Source organism: Roseateles sp. GW821-FHT02E12, from assembly GCF_059421665.1.
Genome location: NZ_JBWKVK010000003.1, coordinates 447,209 through 467,417 on the forward strand (window position 1 = coordinate 447,209; position 20,209 = coordinate 467,417).

At 69.2% G+C, this 20,209-nt stretch carries 15 protein-coding genes; 10 read left to right on the forward strand and 5 right to left on the reverse strand.

Annotation, left to right across the window (positions count from 1 at the left end; all coding sequences use genetic code 11):
• Positions 1 to 7: 7 nt before the first annotated feature.
• Positions 8 to 574 (forward strand): YfiR family protein, encoded by a 567-nt coding sequence (locus tag AC07V5_RS19985; RefSeq protein ID WP_495117460.1) that lies wholly within the window; start codon positions 8 to 10, stop codon positions 572 to 574.
• The gene (locus AC07V5_RS19990; protein ID WP_495117461.1) at positions 571 to 2,382 is read left to right on the forward strand and encodes a putative bifunctional diguanylate cyclase/phosphodiesterase; all 1,812 of its coding nucleotides are present in this window, start codon (positions 571 to 573) and stop codon (positions 2,380 to 2,382) included. The genes AC07V5_RS19985 and AC07V5_RS19990 overlap by 4 nt, the downstream gene beginning before the upstream one ends.
• 11 nt (positions 2,383 to 2,393) lie before the next feature.
• On the opposite strand, the gene AC07V5_RS19995 is transcribed toward AC07V5_RS19990, so the two are convergent.
• From AC07V5_RS19995 to AC07V5_RS20005, 3 genes are read right to left on the reverse strand one after another with little or no spacing between them, the layout of a single operon-like run.
• Complete coding sequence (locus AC07V5_RS19995; protein WP_495117462.1) at positions 2,394 to 2,645, reverse strand: hypothetical protein; 252 nt, start codon at positions 2,643 to 2,645, stop codon at positions 2,394 to 2,396.
• Position 2,646: 1 nt separating this feature from the next.
• Complete coding sequence (locus tag AC07V5_RS20000) at positions 2,647 to 2,964, reverse strand: DUF1360 domain-containing protein (RefSeq protein WP_495117463.1); 318 nt, start codon at positions 2,962 to 2,964, stop codon at positions 2,647 to 2,649.
• 7 nt (positions 2,965 to 2,971) lie between these two features.
• Positions 2,972 to 5,350 carry a hypothetical protein gene (locus AC07V5_RS20005; RefSeq protein ID WP_495117464.1) on the reverse strand — a complete coding sequence of 793 codons (2,379 nt, stop codon included), beginning with the start codon at positions 5,348 to 5,350 and terminating at the stop codon, positions 2,972 to 2,974.
• Between the two features lie 312 nt (positions 5,351 to 5,662).
• Here AC07V5_RS20005 and AC07V5_RS20010 point away from each other — a divergent pair, with 312 nt between their 5' ends.
• Entirely contained in the window at positions 5,663 to 7,171 is a 1,509-nt protein-coding gene (locus AC07V5_RS20010) for a DUF7125 family protein (protein ID WP_495117465.1), read from the forward strand.
• Positions 7,149 to 8,711 carry a hybrid sensor histidine kinase/response regulator gene (locus tag AC07V5_RS20015; protein ID WP_495117466.1) on the forward strand — a complete coding sequence of 521 codons (1,563 nt, stop codon included), beginning with the start codon at positions 7,149 to 7,151 and terminating at the stop codon, positions 8,709 to 8,711. Before AC07V5_RS20010 ends, AC07V5_RS20015 begins: the two co-directional genes overlap by 23 nt.
• Before the next feature lie 3 nt (positions 8,712 to 8,714).
• Here the strand turns inward: AC07V5_RS20015 and AC07V5_RS20020 are convergent, their stop codons facing one another.
• On the reverse strand, positions 8,715 to 9,308 hold the full coding sequence (locus tag AC07V5_RS20020; protein ID WP_495117467.1) for a pyridoxamine 5'-phosphate oxidase family protein: 594 nt from the start codon (positions 9,306 to 9,308) through the stop codon (positions 8,715 to 8,717).
• Positions 9,309 to 9,349: 41 nt separating this feature from the next.
• Positions 9,350 to 13,963 carry a beta strand repeat-containing protein gene (locus AC07V5_RS20025; RefSeq protein ID WP_495117468.1) on the reverse strand — a complete coding sequence of 1,538 codons (4,614 nt, stop codon included), beginning with the start codon at positions 13,961 to 13,963 and terminating at the stop codon, positions 9,350 to 9,352.
• A 166-nt stretch (positions 13,964 to 14,129) separates the two neighbouring features.
• On the opposite strand from AC07V5_RS20025, the gene AC07V5_RS20030 reads away from it, so the two are divergent.
• From AC07V5_RS20030 to AC07V5_RS20055, 6 genes are read left to right on the forward strand one after another with little or no spacing between them, the layout of a single operon-like run.
• Positions 14,130 to 16,925, forward strand: a complete 2,796-nt coding sequence (locus tag AC07V5_RS20030) for a M16 family metallopeptidase (protein WP_495117469.1) — start codon at positions 14,130 to 14,132, stop codon at positions 16,923 to 16,925.
• A 31-nt stretch (positions 16,926 to 16,956) separates the two neighbouring features.
• Positions 16,957 to 17,379 (forward strand): VOC family protein, encoded by a 423-nt coding sequence (locus AC07V5_RS20035; RefSeq protein WP_495117470.1) that lies wholly within the window; start codon positions 16,957 to 16,959, stop codon positions 17,377 to 17,379.
• Positions 17,376 to 17,906, forward strand: coding sequence for a hypothetical protein (locus AC07V5_RS20040; RefSeq protein WP_495117471.1), 531 nt, complete (start codon positions 17,376 to 17,378; stop codon positions 17,904 to 17,906). The genes AC07V5_RS20035 and AC07V5_RS20040 overlap by 4 nt, the downstream gene beginning before the upstream one ends.
• 8 nt (positions 17,907 to 17,914) lie before the next feature.
• A complete protein-coding gene (locus AC07V5_RS20045) occupies positions 17,915 to 18,436 on the forward strand; it encodes a hypothetical protein (protein WP_495117472.1) in 522 nt (173 codons plus the stop codon).
• On the forward strand, positions 18,433 to 19,059 hold the full coding sequence (locus AC07V5_RS20050; RefSeq protein WP_495117473.1) for a glutathione S-transferase family protein: 627 nt from the start codon (positions 18,433 to 18,435) through the stop codon (positions 19,057 to 19,059). Before AC07V5_RS20045 ends, AC07V5_RS20050 begins: the two co-directional genes overlap by 4 nt.
• Positions 19,059 to 20,180, forward strand: a complete 1,122-nt coding sequence (locus tag AC07V5_RS20055; protein ID WP_495117474.1) for a patatin-like phospholipase family protein — start codon at positions 19,059 to 19,061, stop codon at positions 20,178 to 20,180. Before AC07V5_RS20050 ends, AC07V5_RS20055 begins: the two co-directional genes overlap by 1 nt.
• Positions 20,181 to 20,209: the final 29 nt, after the last annotated feature.

The following is a 20,209-nucleotide window of genomic DNA, read 5'->3' on the forward strand; positions in this document are numbered from 1 at the left end:
CAACAGCATGCCCTGGCAGAAGGCAGCCCCGACCCACAGCACGCGCTGGCGATGGCTCGCCGGCTGTGCGCTGGCGGCCGGCCTGTCGCTTGCCCGGCCGGCCTTTGCGCAGGGCAGCAGCCCCGAGGCGCTGAAGGCAGAGGTCGTCTACCGTGTGCTGATGTTCGTGACCTGGCCGGCCGAGCGAGAGCTGCCGGGCCGCGGCCTGCAGCTGTGCACGCTGGGGGAGGGGCGCATGGCGGGTGCATTGCAGGGGCTGGCCGGCCGGCCCATCCGGCAGCTCACCGTCGACGTGCGCCACCTGGGCCGTGGCGACTCGCTGGCCAGTTGCCATCTGCTCTACCTGCCGGCCCCGCTGGCCGGCCTGCGGCAGCAGGTCGCCGACCTGCCCGTGCTTGTCGTGTCCGACGTGGCCTTGATGTTCGACCAGGGCGCGATGATCAACCTGCAGGTCGAGGACGGCCGCATCGTCTTCGACGTGGACCTCGACGCCGCCCGCCGCGGCGGGCTCACCGTCAGCACCAAGTTGCTGAGGCTGGCCCGCTATGTGCGGCACCAGACAGCCGCCCCATGAAGCCGAGATACATCGACGCCTTCGACCGCCTGCGCGAACTCATGATCGCGCTGGCGGCCTTGCTGGCCTTCGCCCTGGTGCTGAGCCTGTTGCAGTACTGGCGGCTTCTGGATCGCCAGCACGAGGACCTGCGCACGCAGGCCAGCATCGTCGCGCAGACGGTGTCCGCGGCCATGGTCTTCGACAGTCGCAGCGACGCCAGCGAGAGCCTGCTGGCGTTGCAGCAGAGTCCGGCCATCGTTCACGCCAGGCTGCTGAAGAACGACGGCAGCGCCTTCACCCAGTTCTCCCGCCCGCCGGCCGACCGCCTGTGGCTGCATGACGTGGCGGGCATCGCGAAGGTCGAGGTGCCGGTGATGGCCGACGGGCGCGAGGTCGGCCTGCTGGCCATCGAGGCCAGTCGCCTGCCGATGTGGATGGACCTGGGCCGCTTCCTGGCTGCCACGCTGGGCACGCTGCTGGCGACAGCGGGCCTGGCCTGGTGGATGTCCAAGCGCCTGCGCGTGCAGATGAAGGAGGTGGAGCGCCGCACCCGCTACATCGCCCGCTTCGACGCGCTGACCGACCTGCCCAATCGCGAGCACATGCGCGGCCTGCTGGAGCGCGCGCTGCAGCATCAGCAGGCTTCCACGCTGCTGATCCTTGACCTGGACGACTTCAAGCAGATCAACGACCAGCACCGCCACGCCGCCGGCGACGCCGTCCTGCAGGCGGTCAGCCAGCGCCTGCGTCTGCTGTGCCGGCAGGGGGACCAGGTGGCGCGCCTGTCGGCCGACGAGTTCGCGATGCTGCTGACGCCGCGCCTGGAGGGCGAGGCGTTGCGCGCCCACGTCGCGCTGCTGCAGACCGAGCTGACCCGGCCGGTGTCCTACGACGGCCACTGGCTGCCCCTGCATGTCTGCGTGGGCGCTGCCTCCCTGCCCGAGCACGCGCAGGACGCGAGCGAGGCCATGCGCTGCGCCGACGCGGCGATGCGCCACGCCAAGCAACTCGGCAAGGACAGCTTCCAGCTGTTCACACCGCAGATCGGCGAATCCCTGCGCTCGCGGCTGGCGCTGGAGCACGACATGCTGGTGGCCCTGGCGCAGGGCCAGTTCTGCCTGGCCTATCAGCCGCAGTACGACGCTCAGCGCCGCGTGCTGGGCATGGAGGCGTTGGCGCGCTGGCGGCATCCCGTGCGGGGCTGGGTGTCTCCGGCGGAGTTCATTCCCGTGGCCGAGAGCTCGGGCCTCATCGTCGACCTTGGCCTGGCGCTGCTGGCCGTGTTGCGCCGTGACCTGGATGCGTGGAAGAACCTCGGTGTGAAATACCCCGTCGTGTCGATCAACCTGTCCTGGGAGCAGTGCCGCAAGGCCCAGCATCGCGATCGCTTCCTGCAGCAGCTCAGGACGCTGCAGCTGGGCCCGGATGAAGTCGAGTTCGAGCTGACCGAAAGCGCGGGCTTCGAAGACATCGACAAGCCCGACTCCTTCGTCTTCACGCTGCAGGGCCTGGGCTACGGCCTGGCCATCGACGACTTCGGCACCGGCTACAGCTCGCTGGCCTATCTGCGCCGCATCCGCTGCCGCAAGCTCAAGATCGACCGGCTGTTCGTGCATGGGCTGTCGAGCAATGCTGACTCGTACACGCTGGTCGAGTCGATGGTGCGCGTGGCGCATGCGATGCACATGCTCGTCGTCGCCGAGGGTGTCGAGCTGCCGGCGGACGAGGCGGCCCTGATCGCCATGGACTGCGACCTCATGCAGGGCTTCGGCTTCTGCCGCCCCGTGCCACCGGAGGAAGTGCCGGCATTGCTCGTGGTGAAGTAGTTCGCGCGGCCTCAATCCTGCCGCTCAAACCACCTCGACCTCAGCAGCGCCGCCGCATCCCCTTCAGCGACATAGAGCGTCGGCTGGCGCGCATCGAACTCATACAGCCGCCCGCTCGCCACACCCCGCACGACCACCGGCGCACTGGCCCGGTAATGCACCAGCACCCGCCGCTCGGCCGGCCCGGCTGCGGCGCGTGCCGTCGCTGGTGACGTGTTCATGGCCTGGCGCAGCGCAGCCCGGCCTTGTCCGCAACATCCCATGTCAGTTCTCCTTGTGCCGCGAGGCGCGGGCGTCCAGCCCGGCTTCGATGATGCAGACGGCGCCCGACAGTGCCAGCACGCTCAAGGCCCAGCCGAGCCAGTCGGTGGCCAGCAGCAGTGCCAGCGGCAGGGCGACCCACAGCGACACGCAGTAGGGGCAGTCCATCAACTGCCCCCACACGCTGTTGCCAAGACGTGCTCGCAGCTTCAGCACCAGGCCAAAGGGCCCGTCCTCGGCCGCGAGCAGATGCGTCAGCCGCCAGGCCGCGAGCACGGCCAGAACCAGCCTCGGCCAGAAGCCCAGCTCGTCCCAGCTCATGCTCATCTCAGACGGGCTCCGGCCCGTTGATGATCTTGATCGGGAACAGCACCCAGCCCGAGTAGTGCACGGTGCCCTCGTTGACGACGGTCTTGTCCCAGGCCTCCAGGATGACGTTGTAGACGCAGGCTTCGCCCGGGCCGAGCAGCTGGTCGCCCGGCAGGCCGAGCGGGTTGCTGGCGGCGTCCAGCACCTGCAGGTTCCACGGCGTGAGCGTGCCGGTGGACAGGCTCTCGGCCGGCAGCACCGCTGCGCGGGCCGGCACGGTGTTGGTGGAGTTGATCAGCATCACCAGCGGTGACACCGCGCCCTGCTTGACGAAGCGCACCTGGTAGCTGTCGAAGTTGTTGCTCGTTGGCGCGCTGAGGTCGCCGCGGTCGATGTACTGGTCCCAGGCGTAGCCGCGGATGTCGACGGTCTTGAAGACTCCTTCGGGGGTCTGCGTGTACATGTCCGAGCAGGGCGCCTGGTTGCCGATGCCGACGATGTTGGCCTGGATGGGCTCGTTGTCCACCCACGCGCGTTGGATGTCGTAGTAGGTGTTGCCGGCCGTGTCGATGACCTGCAGCAGGAAGCTGAACTTGCCCGTGGCACCCTGCTGGTTGGGCGGGTCCTGCTTGGGCAGGCTGTTGCTGTCGAAGGCACTGGGCGCCAGCGACGGCACGTTCCAGCAGGTGCAGAAGTTGATGGAGTCGATGTGCACGCAGATGCATTCGCTGCGCGCGCTCCACACGTTGGTGAGCACGCTGGGCGTGGGGTCGCCGTCCAGCACGTTGCTGCTGCGCACCTGGTCGGCCGTGTAGTTGATGGGCGGGCCGCTGGGCTGGGCGATGCTCATCGGGTTGAACTCGATGTGCGTCACGAGGCGCCAGCTGCCGCCGGGCACGATGGGGGTGAACGGTGCGGGCTGGGGCTCGCTGAACGTCGGGTCGGGGATGGCCCAGATCGTGTACTCGCGGATCTTTTCGCCCAGGCAGCCGTAGATGTTGGCCGCGCCGCGCACATGCATGCCGCCGCCGATGGTTGACAGCACGGCCGCCGCGCTGTCGCTGGCGCGCAGCGGCTCGGCGGGGTTGGTGTAGTCCACCGACCAGGGCGAGCTGACGCGCTTGATGTAGACCTCGTTGACCGACAGCGAGAAGCTGCCCGTGCAGGGCGGCTGCAACTCGGCGCCGTTGCTGGCGAAGACGCGCAGCGTCAGCGTGAAGGTGGTGGACGTGAGCAGCTCGATGCCGGCATCGACCGCGCACTTGCGCGTGTCCACCCAGCCCAGCGTGCCGCCCGATACCGAGAAGTTGCCCTGGGTGGCCGCCACGTCGGGCAGGGCCAGGTTGTTGGGGTAGACCACGCAGCCGCTGAGCAGGTTGCCGCCGGGGCTGCGTACCTCGATAAGGTAGTGGCCGAAGTTGCTGCCCTCGGCATCGCCATGCACGGGCTCCAGGATGCGGCCGGGCAGGATGTCGGTCTCGCCGCGCACGCAGCCGCTTGGGGCCGTGAGCGCGCAGTGCAGCGGCCGCTGGCAGCGGCGCAGGCAGGCGCGGTAGCTGCGCAGGCAGCGGAACACGTCGCGCAGGTTGCGGGCGCGCGCCAGGCAGCAGCCGAAGCGGATGGCGCACAGGCACCAGCAGCGGCAGAACCAGAAGAAGGGGTCGGCGCGGTGCTTGGCGATCAGCTCGCGGCCCATCAGCGCGGCGGCCGTGTCTGTGCTGAGCAGCCGCTCCAGGATCTGCGTGTTGGCGTCGCCGTCCTCGAAGCAGTCGACCTGGCCGGACAGCACTTGCTCGGGCAGGCCTTGCGCGAACTCGACGTTGGCCAGTTGGTCGTCAAGATACGGCTTGTAGGCCGTGGCCAGCGCCTTCACGAGCTGGCTGAAGTCGGCGCGCTCGACGGCCGTGGGCGGGTTGCTCACCGGCGCGCCCAGCACCTCGCGCACGCAGCGCCAGTAGCGGTACAGGTAGTAGCTGGAGCCACGGAAGGAGCGCGGCCCGCGGCACATCAGCCAGCCGAAGACGATGCAGCAGCGCAGGTGCAGCAGGCACCAGCGCCAGCGCTCGATGGAGCCGAGCTCGGCGCGCACGTCGGCGGGCAACAGGCGCTGTGCCACCTCCTCGTTGCTGAAGCGCTCGAACAGCGCGAAGGCCTGCGTGAACTCGTCTTCGCAGCTGGGTGGGTTGGCCAGTGCGTCCTTGATGAGGGCGTCGGGTGAGTCGGCCCGCTTGAGGTCGGCCTCCAGCACCGGCTTGTAGGCGGCCAGCAGCTCGCCGAGGACGAAGTGGAAGTCGTCGTCCAGCGGCTCGTTGTCGTCGGCGGCCGTGGGGCGAAGCAGCTCGGCCGCGGTGGAAATGGGGTTGAGGCCGGGGCGGGTCGGCTTGGGAGTGGTGGCCATGGTGTGCCTCCTTGAAATGCATGGAAATGGGGCGAGCCGCACGCGGTGCGGCTCTTCGGCAGGCGGTGGGCGGCGAGGTGCCCAGGGCCTCGCAACAAAGCTAGGCGGGGCCTGCCGCAGGCGCCTCCCTAGGGCTGCCGGGGCATATTCACGTGCGCGCCGGCGCGTGGTGGCCTACGGGTTACAGGGTGTTTGTCTGACACGGCCTCCGCCGTTAGAGGGCCGCCCCACGCACCCTGCCCGCATACACTGATTTGCAAGCGGTACCGGCTTGCCAATCCCTGGCTCTCCCCATGCCGACAGGAGAACCTGATGACCGCGGGAAACACCCGATCAGCGAGTGGCGTGCCGGGCTTAGACGATGTCCTTCACGGCGGTTTGATTGCCGGTCGGCTTTATCTGATCGATGGCGTGCCGGGTGCCGGCAAGACGACGCTGGCGCTGCAGTACCTGATGCAGGGCGCGCGCGAGGGTGAGCCGACCTTGTATGTGACGCTCAGCGAGACGGCGAACGAGCTGCGCGCGAGTGCCGCTTCGCATGGCTGGTCCCTGGACGGGATCGAACTCCTTGAGCTCGTCGTCGGCGAGGATGAGTTGCTCGGCGACTCCGAACTGACGATGTACCACCCGTCAGAGGTGGAGCTCAATGAGACGACCAAGCGCATCCTGGAGGCGGTCGAACGTTGCAAGCCGCGCCGCATGGTGCTGGACTCGTTGTCGGAGTTGCGCCTGCTGGCCCAGACCTCGCTGCGCTACCGCCGCCAGATCCTGGCGCTGAAGCAGTTCTTCGTCGGCCGCAATTGCACCGCACTGTTCCTGGATGACCGATCCGGCGATGGCATCGACGCCCAGACGCACAGCATCGCCCACGGTGTCATCGCGCTGGAGCGCATCGTGCCGGCCTACGGCCCTGCGCTGCGGCAACTGCACGTCACCAAGTTCCGCGGCAGCGATTTCATCAGTGGGCATCAGGACACGCTGATCCGGCGCGGTGGGATGCACGTGTTTCCGCGCCTGACGCCGAGCGACCACAGCGTGCCCTACCAACGCGATGTGGTGCCGAGCGGCGTGGCCGCGCTGGACGAACTGCTCGGCGGCGGTATTGAGCGCGGCACGGCGACGCTGCTCATCGGCCCGGCAGGCTCAGGCAAGTCCACCATCGCCACGCAATATGCGATCTCTGCTGCCGAGCGCGGTGCTCATGCCGCTGTCTTCACCTTCGAGGAGTCGCGCAGCCTGCTGCTGGACCGGCTGAAAGGCCTGGGCATTTCGATCGTTGAGGGCAGTGGGCCGGGCCAGGTGAATGTGCGCCAGCTCGACCCGGCCGAGGTGCTGCCCAGCCAGTTCACCAACCTCGTGCGGGAGGCTGTCGAGAGGGATGGTGCGACCGTCGTCGTTATCGACAGCCTGAATGGCTATCTGAATGCGATGCCCGAGGAGCGCGCGCTGACCATCCAGCTGCACGAGCTGCTGAGCTATCTGAACAACCACGGTGTGGCGACCTTCCTCGTGGCGGCGCAGTCCGGCATGCTGGGCATGGGCATGCGCAGTCCGGTCGACACCAGCTATCTGGCCGACGCCGTCGTGCTGTTCCGCATGTATGAGCATGCCGGCGCGGTGCGCAAGGCCATCTCGGTGATCAAGAAGCGCAGCGGCCCTCACGAGGACACCATTCGCCAGCTCTGGTTCAACGAGCGGGGTGTGCACCTGGGCCCGCCGCTGACGCATCTGCGTGGCGTGCTGACCGGTGTGCCTGTCGAGATCCAGACGCCCGTGAAGCACAAGGCTGACTTCGACGATGACCGAGACGCAAGACGCTGACAGCGCCTACAGCGAATGCGTCATCGTGCTGGCGCCGACGGCGCGTGACGGCGCCGTCACGCGCAAGCTGCTGGGCGAGGCCGGCGTTGCCGCGGTCGTGGGCAAGGGCTGGCGGCATGCCGAGGAGCTCATGCTCGAAGGCGCCGGTGCGCTGATGATCACCGATGTCACCCTTGCCGATCCGGGCTTCGGGGTGCTGCTGAACGCGCTGGAGCGCCAGCCCGCGTGGTCCAACCTGCCCGTGCTGGCTCTGTGCCGCCAAGGCATGGAGACGCCCGCGCTGCGTGAGGCCAGGCTGCGCAACCTCACCATGCTGGACAGGCCGACGTCGGCGCGCGCCATGGTCAGTGCGGTGCGCACGGCGCTGCGTGGGCGGCGCTCGCAATACCAGATCCGCGACCAGATCGACTCCCTGGTGCGCGCGGACCGCGCGCTGCGCCTGGCCGACCAGCGCAAGGACGAGTTCCTGGCCACGTTGGCGCATGAGCTGCGCAACCCGTTGGCACCGATCCGCACGGGGTTGCAGCTGCTGTCACGGCCCGGGCAGGACGAAGCGCATTTGAAGGGTGTCACGGAGATGATGGACCGGCAGATGAGCCAGCTGCTGCGCCTCGTCGACGACCTGCTGGAGGTGTCGCGCATCTCCACCGGCAAGCTGGTGCTGCAGCGCGAGCGGCTGGACATGCGGCGTGTTGTCGAGATGGCGCTGGAGGCCTGTGAGCCGCTGGTGGCCCGCGGCGGCCACCACCTCACCGTGGCGCTGCCGGACGAGCCACTCTGGGTGGACGGTGACCTCACCCGGCTCTCGCAGTCGCTGAGCAATCTGCTGAACAACGCGTCCAAGTACACGCCGGACGGCGGCAGCATCCAGGTCACGCTGGGCCGTATTGGCAGCGAGGCCGTGCTGACCGTGCGCGACAGTGGCGTCGGCCTGCCGCACGACATGATCGCGCGCGTCTTCGACATGTTCGCCCAGGTCAACCGCTCGCTGGAGCGCGCCCAGGGCGGCCTGGGCATCGGCCTGGCCTTGGTCAGGAGCCTGGTGTCCTTGCACGGTGGCCGGGTCGGCGCCGCGAGCGCGGGGCCGGGCATGGGCAGCACCTTCACCATCGAGTTGCCGTTGGCGGCGCAGGAGGCCGAGCCGGCAGCAAAGCCGGCCTCGGCCGAGCCGGTGCCGGCCAAGGCGATGCGCATCCTCGTCGTGGACGACAACGACGACGCAGCGACGTCGCTGGCCATGTTGCTGTCGCTGTCGGGCCATGCGGTCGAGGTGGAGAACAGCGGCCAGGCGGCGCTGCAGAAGGCGGATGACTTTCTGCCCGAGGCGGTGTTCTGCGATGTCGGCATGCCGGGCATGAGCGGCCATGAGTTCGCGACCTTGCTGCGCCAGGACCCACGCTTCGCAGCCACGCTGCTGGTGGCGCTGACGGGCTGGGGGTCGGAGGACGACAAGAAGCGCTCGCGCGCGGCGGGCTTCGACGAGCACCTGACCAAGCCGGCCAGCGTGGATGCGGTGTCGGCCTTGCTGGCCAGGCTCTAAAACTCAGCCCTGACGGTCACGTGCCGGCAGCGCGTCGCGGAATACGTCGAAGCTTTTCCAGGCCGGCACCGGCGGCGTGTGGCCTTCGTGCGGTGCGTAGACCGAATGCTCGGTCAGCGCCATCTTGTGGATGTAGCGCGGGCAGTTGGGGAAGATGCCCTCGGCCGTGACGCGCACGATGAAGACGGCGCCAGGGAACTGCGGCATCAGCTCGTCATCGGCGCTGATGCGCGCGGTGCCGTTCACGCGCAGCCGGCGGGGCTTCTCGAAGTCGATGAACAGCAGGCCCACCTGCGGGTTGACGGCGACGTTGCCCCAGGAGCGGTACATGCCGTTGCCGTCGTAGTCCGGAAAGGCCAGCGTGTGGCCGTCCAGCACGCGCACGAAGCCGGGCAAGCCGCCTTTGTACGAGCAGTCCGGCTGGCCTTGCGCGTCTGCGCTGGCGACGAAGAACATCGCACAGCCCTGGATGAAGGCGCGGTCCTCGTCCGTGAACGCGGAGCGCAGCGTGACCTCCGCGAGCCGGTCGGCGATGCCGCGCGTGTCGCGGGCATCTTGAAGGGCACGCATGCCGTCGTGGTACGGGGAGGTGTCCATGAGCGTTCCTTGTTGGAGGGTCAGAGGGTCTCGGCGGCGGGTCAGGGCGCGAATGCAGACGTGCGGTGGCTGCCGGGCCGCCTGCAAGCCATCAACAGCAGGGCGCCGGCCAGCCACAGCAGCATGGTGCCGGGCTCAGGCACGGCGGCGGCCGTGAAGTGCAGCAGCTTCACGTCCACGGCGCTGACAAGCACGTCGAAGCTGCCGCTTGAGAAGGTGACCTGCCCGTTGACGACATTGGCGAAGGCACCGCTCACGGCATTCGCGCTGAGGATGGTGAAGACATCGGCCGCGGCCGGCATGAAGCCGCCCCATAGGCTGAGCTCCAGCGCGCCGGCCAGCAGGGCCTGGCCGGTGACGTGAACTCGGTCGTGGCCGCTGCCGGCCACGGTGCCGCCGATCTCGATCTGCAGGCTGCCCAGCGGGTCCATGGCCAGCGTGCCGTTGAAGTCCAGCCGGCCGGGTGACTGCCCAGGCGCGATGTGCACGCCGTTGGACAGCACCGCGCGCTGCATGAAGAAGGTGCCGGTGCCGCCCAGCACGCCGCCCTGCACGGTGGTGACGCCGACATTGGCCGGGTGGCCCGCGTCGGCCAGGAAGACGCGGCTGGCGGTGCCGGCCTCGATGCGGCCGCCGTGGTTGTCGATGACGGTGTTGGCATTGCCCGGGCCGATGCGCAGGTCGGCGCCGTCCGCCGCGGCCAGGATGCTGCGGTTGGTGACGGCGAGCAGCTTCAGGTCCAGCGTCGAGTTGGCCCCGCGCGCCTCGACGCGGCCGTGGTTGAGCAGGTCGACCTGCACGACGCCCGCACTGCCGAGGGCGGTCGTCAGCGTCTGGCCGCTGCCGATGGCGAGCAGCGCATCGCTCGTGCCCTTGGCGATGACGTTCTCGTTGCCCGCCGCCACCAGCAGCCGGCCGCTGCCCTGCACATTGACCTGGCCGTTGACCAGCAGGTACGCATTGCCCGACAGCCAGTAGGTGCCGTCGTAGATCTCCACCGTGCCGTTGTTGGCGATGGTGCCGTTGAGGCTGAGGCGGCTGCCGCTGTTGGAGCGCACCGTGGCGCCGGTGTCGATGGCCAGGCTGTCCAGCACCGCGAAGCGGTTGGTGTCGATGCGGCCGGCGCCGGCCAGCGTGCCGCCGCTGATCGTGACGACGCCGGTGACCGACGGGTGGCCGCCGGACAGCGAGATCAAGCTGCCCGCGCCGGCTTCGATGCGGCCGCCGGCGTTGTCGATGAGCGTGTCGGCGTTGCCGATGCCGATGTTGAAGAGGCTGCCATCCACCGCGGCCAACACGCCGGTGTTGCGGATGCTGGCCACCTGGGCCTGCAGATAGGCGTTGGCGCCGCGCGACTCGACGCGGCCCTGGTTGGCGAGGTTCACCGTGATGAGACCGGCTGCGCCCACGTCGGTCGTGATCGTCTGCTGCGCGCCGATGTTGAGCAGCGAGCCGCTGCCGGCCTTGTCGATCAGGCCCTCGGTGGCGATGAACTGGACGCGGCCCGAGCCGGTCAGCTGCACGTCGCCCGAGACCCACAGCCGCGCAGGGCCCGAGGTCCAGTAGGTGTTGTCGAACACCTCGATGGTGCCGTTGTTGATGATGCTGCCCACCAGGCCCAGGTTGCTGCCGCTGTAGGTGCGCGCGGTAGCGCCGGCGGCAATCGTCAGTGCTTCGGTGCCGCTGCCGTCCAGCATGGCGAAGCGGGCGGCGTCGATGTGGCCAGCGCCAGTCAGCGTGCCGCCGAGGATGGTCGTCGTGCCGGTGTTGGACGGATGGCCACCGGACAGCGTGATGACGCTGTTGGCACCTGCGTCGATGCGGCCGCCGGTGTTGTCGATCAGCGTGTCGGCTTGCCCCAGGCCGATGTTGAAGCTGGCGCCGTCGGCCGCGCCCAGCACGCCGGTGTTGCGGATGCTCGAGACGAGGGCCAGCAGGCTGGAGGCCGCGCCGCGCGATTCGACCCGGCCCTGGTTGACGAGGTCGACCTTGATGGTGCCCTGCGCGCCGACGGCGGTCGTGAGGGTCTGGCCGCTGCCCAGCGTCAGCTTGCCACCGGCACTGCCGGGGTCGATGAGGCCTTCGGTGCCGAAGAACTTCACCTGGCCGCTGCCGCTCAGCAGCACGTCGCCGCCTATCCACAGCCGCGCGTTGCCGGACAGCCAGGGCGTGCCGTCGTTCACCTCGATGAGGCCGTCGTTGGTGATGCTGCCCAGCAGGCCGAGGTTGCTGCCGCTGCCGGTGCGCACGGTGGCGCCCGCGTCGATGGCGAGGCTGTCCAGCACGGCGAAGCGGTAGGCGTCGATGCGGCCGGCGCCGGCGATCGTGCCGCCGAGGATGGTCGTCGTGCCGACGTTGGAGGGGTGGCTGCCCGACAGGCTGATGACGCTGCCGGCGTTCGTTTCGATGCGCCCGCCGCGGTTGTCGATCAGCGAGTCGGCGTCGCCCAGGCCGATGTTGAAGGTGGCGCCGTCGAAGGCGCCCACCACCCCGGTGTTGCGGATGCTGGCCACCGGGGCGAACAGGCTGGTGTTGGCGCCGCGCGACTCCACGAGGCCCTGGTTGACGAGGTCGACCTGCAGCGTTGCCGAGCTGTTGGCGAGGGTGGTCAGGGCCTGCGCGCTGCCGATGCGCAGCAGCGCGTCGCTGCTGGCCTTGGAAATCAGGTTCTCGTTGCCACCGGCCACCAGCAGCCGGCCGCTGCCGTCGACATCGACGATGCCGGCAACCTGCAGGCGCACGGGGCCAGACAGCCAGGGCGTGCCATCCAGGATGCCGAGCGTGCCGTCGTTGACGATGCGGCCGGCGAGCGTCAGCTGCGCGTTGTAGGAGGTCAGCGCCGTGCCGGCTTCGATGGCGAGTGGGCCGAGGCTGGCGCCGTCCAGGAGCAGGCTGCCGCCGTTGCGGAAGTCGCCGCTGCCGCCCAGCGTGCCGCCGGCCACGGTGATGGACGGGCCGGCAAACAGCACGCTGCCGCCGGCCAGCGACTCGATGCGCCCGCCCGCGTTGGCAATGAAGCTGCCGCCGCCGCGCGTGAGTTGCAGCTGGCCGCCGCTGGAGCGCAGCGTGCCGGTGTTGTCCACCCGCGCGCTCCACAGCTGCAGCGCGGCGCTGGCGCTGTCCACCAGGCCCTGGTTGACGAGGTCGGCGTAGATGGTGGCGTTGACGCCGTTGCTGCCGGCGATGCGGTGCTGCGGCCCGTTGGTCAGCTTGAAGCTGGGGTCTGCCGCCCGGATGACCGTGGGGCCACCGTTTGACGCCGCAAACACCAGCTCGCCGGTGCCGGTCAACGCGGTGTCGGCCTGCAGCAGCAGGCGCAGCTCCTGGTTGAAGCCGGTGTCGGCCAGCAGCGAGATGCGGCCGTTGTTGACCAGGCTGCCGGCCACGCGGTGCGTGTTGTTGTGCAGGTCGATGGTGGGGCCGTTCAGCGTGATGGGGTTGGCCACGCCGTCCCAGAAGCTGGCGGCCGTGACGTTGAACCGGCCGCTGCCCTGCCAGGTGCCGCCGTGGAAGCTGTTGCTGGTGCCGCTGGTGGTGGCCACCGTGCCGGCCGCCAGCGCGATGCGGCCCTGGGGCAGGGTAATGTCGGCATCATGGAAGTTGAGCGTGCCGCCGTCGGCGCTGAGCAGGCCCTTGAGCGTGATGCCGTTGCGCAGTTCGGTGCGGCCGCTGGCCACCCACAGCAGGCTGCCGGGCTCGGCCTCCAGCGTGCCGCCGCGCACGATGTTGCTGCCGTTGAAGGCGAAGGCACCGCCGGTGAGCACGCGCAGCACGCCGCCGCTGTTGCTGATGTCCGTGTCCTGCAGCACGACGGTACCGAGCAGCTGCGACTCGACCAGGCCGCTGTTGTCCAGCGTGCGGCCCTCGATCTTCAGGAAGCCGTTCTCGGCGATGACCTCGCCGCTGTTCTTCATGCCGATGACGGCCTTGATGCGCAGTTCGCCGCCGGGGTCGCCCGCCACGCGGTTGCCGGCGCGCAGCAGGCCGCTGTTGTCCAGGTAGCCGCCGGTGAACTTCAGCGCCTTGCCCGGCGTGTCGGCCATCACGAGGCCCTGGTTGAACATCGTCGCGACGGTGATCTGGCCGAAGCCGGAGATCGTGTGGCCGGAGCTGTGCGTCAGCACGCCAACCACGCCGCTGATGAAGGAATCCTCGCTGGCCATGACGATCTCGCCGCCGCCGGTGATGGGCATGACGAAGGGCAGGCTGAGCGCCGAGGTGCCGGTCAGGCGGATGAGCCCGTCGTTGTGCAGCAGGCCGCCGACCTGGCTGATGCCCTGGACGGCCAGCGTCGCCTGGTTCTGCAGCGTCAGCTCGGCACCGTTGCCCAGTGCCAGCGTGGACACCTCGACGCCGAGGAAGCTGATCGGCACGCCGTTGTCGCCCGGGATGATGTCCACGTTCAGCGCCACGTGGCCGCTCGGGATGGTGGCGAAGAAGTAGTTGCTGCCGTTGTTGTCCGGGAAGAGCTGCCAGGGGCTGCTGAAGTTGGTGATCAGCCAGTCACCGGGCTTCTTGGCCAGCCAGGCGCCGCTGCCGCCGACCCAGACGGCCGGGTACTGGGCCAGGGCGCTGGGTGCGGCAAGGGCCAGCAGGCCCAATAGCAGCAACGCCACGGCGTGGCGCCGCCGCCGGGGTGAGAGGCGATGTGTCATGGCAACCCCCTGCCGGGGCGTCACGCGCCGGCCCAGCAGTGTGAACCCCGGATCGGGTGCCCGCAATCGCACCAAACTGGGCGTTGGGAACTGACGAACGGCCGGCCGGGAAAAAGCACGCAGAATCGCCGCCAAGCCGAGCATGCGGCTGCCTGGAGAGAGACAGATGAGTTCCAAGATGGATGGGTGGATGCCCCAGACCCTGGGCATCGCCCTGTTGAGCCTGGCGCTAGGTACGGCGCAGGCTCAACTGGCGCCCAAGGCCAAGCCTGCCGCGGCCAAGGCTGTCGCCGCGCCGGTGGCGGTGCAACCGACACCGGTGCGCGAGCTCGGCGGCATCGAGGAATACACGCTGCCCAACGGCCTGCAGCTGCTGCTCTTCCCAGACGCGACGCAGACGACCACCACCGTCAACATCACCTACCGCGTCGGCAGCCGCCACGAGGCGCCGGGCGAGTACGGCATGGCCCACCTGCTGGAGCACATGCTGTTCAAGGGCACGGCCCGCCAGAAGGACATCCCCGGCGCGATGGCCCAGCGCGGCGTGCGCTTCAACGGCACGACGACGGTGGACCGCACCAACTACTTCGCGAGCTTCAACGCGAACGCCGACACGCTGGCCTTCCTGCTCGACCTGGAAGCCGACCGCATGGTGAACAGCCGCGTTGCCAAGGCAGACCTGGACACCGAGATGACGGTGGTGCGCAACGAGTTCGAGCGCGGCGAGAACCAGCCCTTTTCCGTGCTGAACCAGCGCGTCGGCGCCGCGGCCTTTGCCTGGCACTCCTACGGCCACGCCACCATCGGCCCCAAGAGCGACATCGAGAACGTGCCCATCGAGAAGCTGCAGGGCTTCTACAAGCGCTACTACCGCCCCGACAACGCGACGCTGCTGATCGCCGGCGCCTTCGACAAGCCGGCCACGCTGGCGCTGATCGGCCGGCAATTCGGCGGCCTCGCCAAGCCGGCCGCGGCCGTGCCCCAGCCCTACACCGTGGAGCCGCCGCAGGACGGCGAGCGCACGGTCGTCGTGCGCCGCGTGGGCGGCCAGCCCATCCTGCTGGCGGCCTATCACGTGCCGGCCATCACCCACCCCGACACCGCAGCGCTGATCGTCTACGGCCTGTTGATGAGCCTGCAGCCCAGCGGCCAGCTCTACAAGCAGCTCGTCGAGCCCAAGCTGACGGTGGCTGCCGGCATTGGCGGCGCGGGCGGCGCCGAACCCGGCACCACCAGCGCCTACGCCGTGCTGCCGCCGGGTGCCGACGTGGCCAAGGTCGAGACCCTGCTGCTGGACCTGGCCGAGGGCCGCACGGCCAAGCCGTTCGAGGAGAGCGAGCTGGCGCGCGTGCGAGACATCGCAGTCAACAGCTACCGCCAGCAGATGAAGAACCCCGAGGCGCTGATCCAGCAGATCTCGGGGCTGATCGCGGCGGGCGACTGGCGGCTGCTCTTTCAACTGATGGAAGACATTCCCAAGGTCACGCTGGCCGACGTCGAGCGCGTGCGCGCCGCCTACTTCCGGCCCGCCAACCGCACGCTGGGCCGCTATCTGCCGGCCGACGCCGTCGAGCGCGTCGAGATCCCGGCCGCACCGCCACTGGCGCAGCGCCTGGCCTCGCTCCAGGGCCCGCCGAAGGTGGAGGAGGGCGAGCAGCTCGAACCCGTGCCGGCGGTGCTGGAGTCGCGCATGAAGCGCGCGACGCTGCCCAGCGGCATCGCCATGCACACGCTGCAAAAGCAGACGCGCGGCAACACGGTGGTGCTGCAGATGCAACTGCGCTGGGGCGAGCGCGACGCTACCTTTGCACGCAACGGCACCGGCCTGGTGGGCCAGCTGATGGACGAGGGCAGCGCCGGCTACAGCAAGCAGCAGTTGCAGGACGCGCTCATCAAGCTGCGCGCCAACCTCAACATCACGAGCTACGACCAGGGCGCCAGCATCTTCATCAGCGCCGAGCGCGACACGCTGCTGCCGGCGCTGCGCGTGGCCGCCGATGCGCTGCGCAAGCCGCTGATGCCGCAGGACGCCTTCGACCGTGAGATCAAGGCTGCGCTGGCCGGCATCGAGGCCTCGCGCCAGGAGCCCGGCGTGCTGCGCCAGGAGGCCACGCGCGGCCACTACAACAAGGCGCGCGGCGTCACGCTGGGCCACCCGGACTACGTGATGAGCGTGGACGAGCGCATCGCCAACCTGAAGGCGACGACGCTGGACGACATCAAGCGCTTCTATGCCGATTACTGGAGCACCAACGAGGCCCAGGTCAGCGTCGTCGGCGCCTTGCCCGACGGCCTGGCCGCCGAGGTGGACAAGCTCTTCGGCGACTGGAAGAAGCCCGCCGCGCCGAAGTTCGTGCGCCACATCCCGCAGCACCTGGCCGTGCCGCCGGCGCGCTTCGACGCCATCGCGCGCGACAAGGCCAATGCCATCGTGCGCCTGCACCAGACGCTGCCGCTGAATGCCGAGGACGCTGACTATCCGGCGCTCGAACTGGCCGTGCACATCTTCGGCGGTGGTGGGCTGGAGAGCCGGCTGTCCGAGCGCGTGCGCCAGAAGGAGGGCCTGACCTACGGTGTCGGCTCGTCCTTGAACGCCGGCTACTGGGGCAATGCCGGCAGCTTCGCCATCCAGGCGAGCTATGCGCCGGACAAGCGCGAGCGCGTCATCGCCGTCGTGCAGGAAGAGGTGACCCGCATGGCGGCTGACGGCGTGACGGCCGCCGAGCTGGCGCGCGCGAAGAAAGACATCCTGGAGGGCCGCAAGCAGGGCCGTTCCGACCCCGGTTCGCTGGCCGGCGGCCTGAGCAGCCTGGCCGAACGTGGCGAAACCTGGGCGGCCGCGCAAGTGCGTGACGACAAGCTGAGTGCGGTCACCGTCGAGCAGGCCAACGCAGCCTGGCGCAAACACATCAAGGCCGAGAGTTTCATCATTTCGACAGCCGGCGACTTCAAGAATCCGTAGAGTTGTCCAACTCTCATCACCGGAGACCGCGATGAAGATCGACCCCTACCTGTTCTTTGACGGCCGCTGCGAAGAAGCCATCGAGTTCTACAAGAAGGCGCTTGGCGCCACGGTGGAATTCATGATGCGCAACTCCGAAAGCCCCGAGCCGCCGCCGCCCGGCATGCTGCCCCCGGGCTCGGAGAACAAGATCATGCATGCCTCGGTGCACATCGGCGGCGCGCTGGTGATGATGTCCGACGGCATGTGCAGCGGCGAAGGCAGCTTCAAGGGCTTCTCGCTGTCGCTGGACTGCCCGGACGCGGACACCGCCCGCGAGGCCTTCGCCGCGCTGGCCGAGGGCGGCAAGATCTCCATGCCGCTGGGCAAGACCTTCTGGGCACCGCTGTTCGGCATGGTCAACGACCGTTTTGGCGTGGGCTGGATGGTGGGTGTGTCGGACGACGCGCAGTGACCCTTCGCCCGTGGCAGTTGCCACCGCACCTGAAGGCCGACTGCTCGGCCTGCGCGGCGCTGTGCTGCGTGATCCCGCCCTTCGATCAGATCCAGGGCTTCGGCTTCGACAAGCCTGCCGAAACGCCCTGCCAACACCTCTGCGCCGACCACCGCTGCGGCATCCATGCCGAGCTGATCGACCGCGGCTTTGCCGGCTGTGTTGCCTTCGACTGCCTGGGCGCCGGCCAGCGCCTCACCGCCCAGGCCATCGAGCGCTTCGGCAGCGCGGACTGGCGGGCCCGGCCCGAGGTTGCCGCCTGGCTGTTTGCGGCCTACCCGCGCGCTCGTGAAGCGCAGGAATGGCTGGCCCAGCTCAGTCTGGCGGCCGTGGTGTCTGGCCTCGCTGACCTGCAAGCCCTGGCGGCCGAACTCGAAGCGGAGTCTGGGCACTGGCCGGATTGGAGCGCGGCCGAACATGGCGCATGGCAAGCCCGCGTGCGGGCCGCTCTGGCGCCGCTGGCCGACAATCGGGGGTTTAGCAACTGATGCAGTCCATGGATTCAGCAAAACCCGCCGCGCCAATGGCCGTGGCCCTGGCCGACGAGCGCCTGGGCGCGGGATGGCGCCGGTCTCGCACCGGCATCCGCACGGTGGCCGTTCTGTGCGGTCTGCTGGCCGTGGCCATCGTGTTCGCTCTCTTCAACCGGTTTCGGGTTCGGGAGGGCGAGGCGAAGCCGGAGCGGCAGCTGATCGCGGCCGTCGACCTGCGCATCGGCAACCCGGCCGGGGCCGCCGAGCGTGGCGAGGCCAAGGCGCGTGCCGACATCGAGGCCGGCCTGCTGCAGCTGGAGACCTTCGGTGCCGCGGTGTCGCCCGCCAAGGCCGAGCGGCTGAAACAGCGCTATGGCATCACCTCGGTCAACAAGGGCAAGACACCCACGACCCTGACCCAGGCCCACGCGGACGCCTACAACCGCGTGATGGAAGCCGAGATCGAGCGCAAGCATGGGCTCAAGGCGCTGGAGCAGATATTGCGTGACCTCGACTTTGTCATCGCGAAGCAGGGCGTCTCATGAAGCTCATTGGCATGCTCGACTCGCCCTTCGTGCGCCGCGTCGCGATCTCGATGCGGCTGCTGGGCCTGCCTTTCGAGCACGCGGCCATCTCGGTGTTCCGCGGCTTCGATGCCTTCCGGCAGATCAACCCGGTCGTCAAGGCGCCCACGCTGATCTGCGATGACAACAGCACGTTGATGGACTCGACGCTGCAGCTGATCTACGCCGAGGCCCTGGCCGGCCGCAGCCTGATGCCGAGCGACCCGGCCTTGCTGGTGCGCGAGCTGCGCCTGATCGGCCTGGCGCTGGCGGCCTGCGAGAAGACGGCGCAGATCATCTACGAACGCGGCTTGCGCCCGGCCGAGAAGCGGCACGAGCCGTGGATAGCGCGCGTCTCCGGCCAGCTGAACGCGGCCTACCGCGAGTTGGAGACCGAGCTGGCGGCGCAACCGTTGGACACGAGCGAAGCCGGCATCCGCCAGTCGGGCATCACGGTCGGCGTGGCCTGGACCTTCACGCAGTTTGTGCTGCCCGAGGCCGCGCCGGTTGATGCATTCCCGCGGCTCGTTGCGCACGCGGCGGCTGCGGAGGCCCTGGAGGTCTTCCGGGCCATCCCCTGCGACGACACGGTGACGCTCGGCTGATGGCCACCCCCAAGCGCCCGCCGCAAACCGTCTACGTCTTCCAGGGCGGTGGTGCACTGGGTGCCTACCAGGCCGGCTTCGTCGAGGCGCTGGAGGATGCGAACCTGCAGCCCGACTGGCTGGTGGGCACGTCCATCGGCGCCATCAACGCGGCGCTGATCGCCGGCAATGCGCCGGCGGACCGGCTGAAGGCGCTGCGCAGCTTCTGGGACCGTGTGACGCGGCCGGGGCTGTCGCCGCACCTGCCGGTCAACCCGTTCACCGCTGTCTGGCAGCAGAGCCTGCAGACCTGGCAGACGCTGACGAGCGGCATTCCCGGCTTCTTCAAGCCGCGCGGCCCCCAGGCCTGGGACATGAACCGCCGCGCGCCCCTGCCCGAGCTGGGCTTCTACGACACAGCGCCGCTGGCCGCCACGCTGCGCGAGCTGGTGGACTTCGAACGCATCGCTAGAGCCGAGACGCGGCTGACGCTGTGTGCCGTCAACGTCCGCTCGGGCGAGCTGGCCCTGTTCGACAACCGCGACGGCCACACGCGCATCGGCCCCGAGCACGTGATGGCCAGTGGCGCATTGCCGCCGGGCTTCGCGCCGGTGCAGATCGGCAAGGATGCCTTCTGGGACGGCGGCATCTACTCCAACACGCCGCTGGACGTCGTGCTGGACGACAGCGAGCGGCGCGACACGTTGTGCTTCATGGTGGACCTGTGGGACGCCAGCGAGGCCGCACCGCAGACCATGGCCCAGGCGCTGACGCGCTACAAGGACATCCAGTACGCCAGCCGCATCCTGGAGCATCTGGACGACCACGAACGCCTGCAGAACCTGCGCCGTGCGCTGCGCCTTGTCGGCCGCAAGCTGGACGCCAAGACGGCCGCCGACCCGGCCGTGAAGGAGCTGCTGGCGCTGGGCTGCGACTCGCGCATCGACATCGTCCACCTCGTCATGCGCGCACTGCCGGGCGAGGACTCGTGGCGCGACATCGACTTCAGTGACTCACGCCTGCGCGCCCGCTGGACCACGGGCCTCAAGGACGGCCGCCGCGTGCTGGCGCGCGCGCCGTGGAAGGAACCCGCGCGCGACCGTGTCGGCATGCGGGTGCACACGCTCGAAGGCGCGGACTGAGGGCCAGGTTGGGTTCGCGTCAAAAGTGT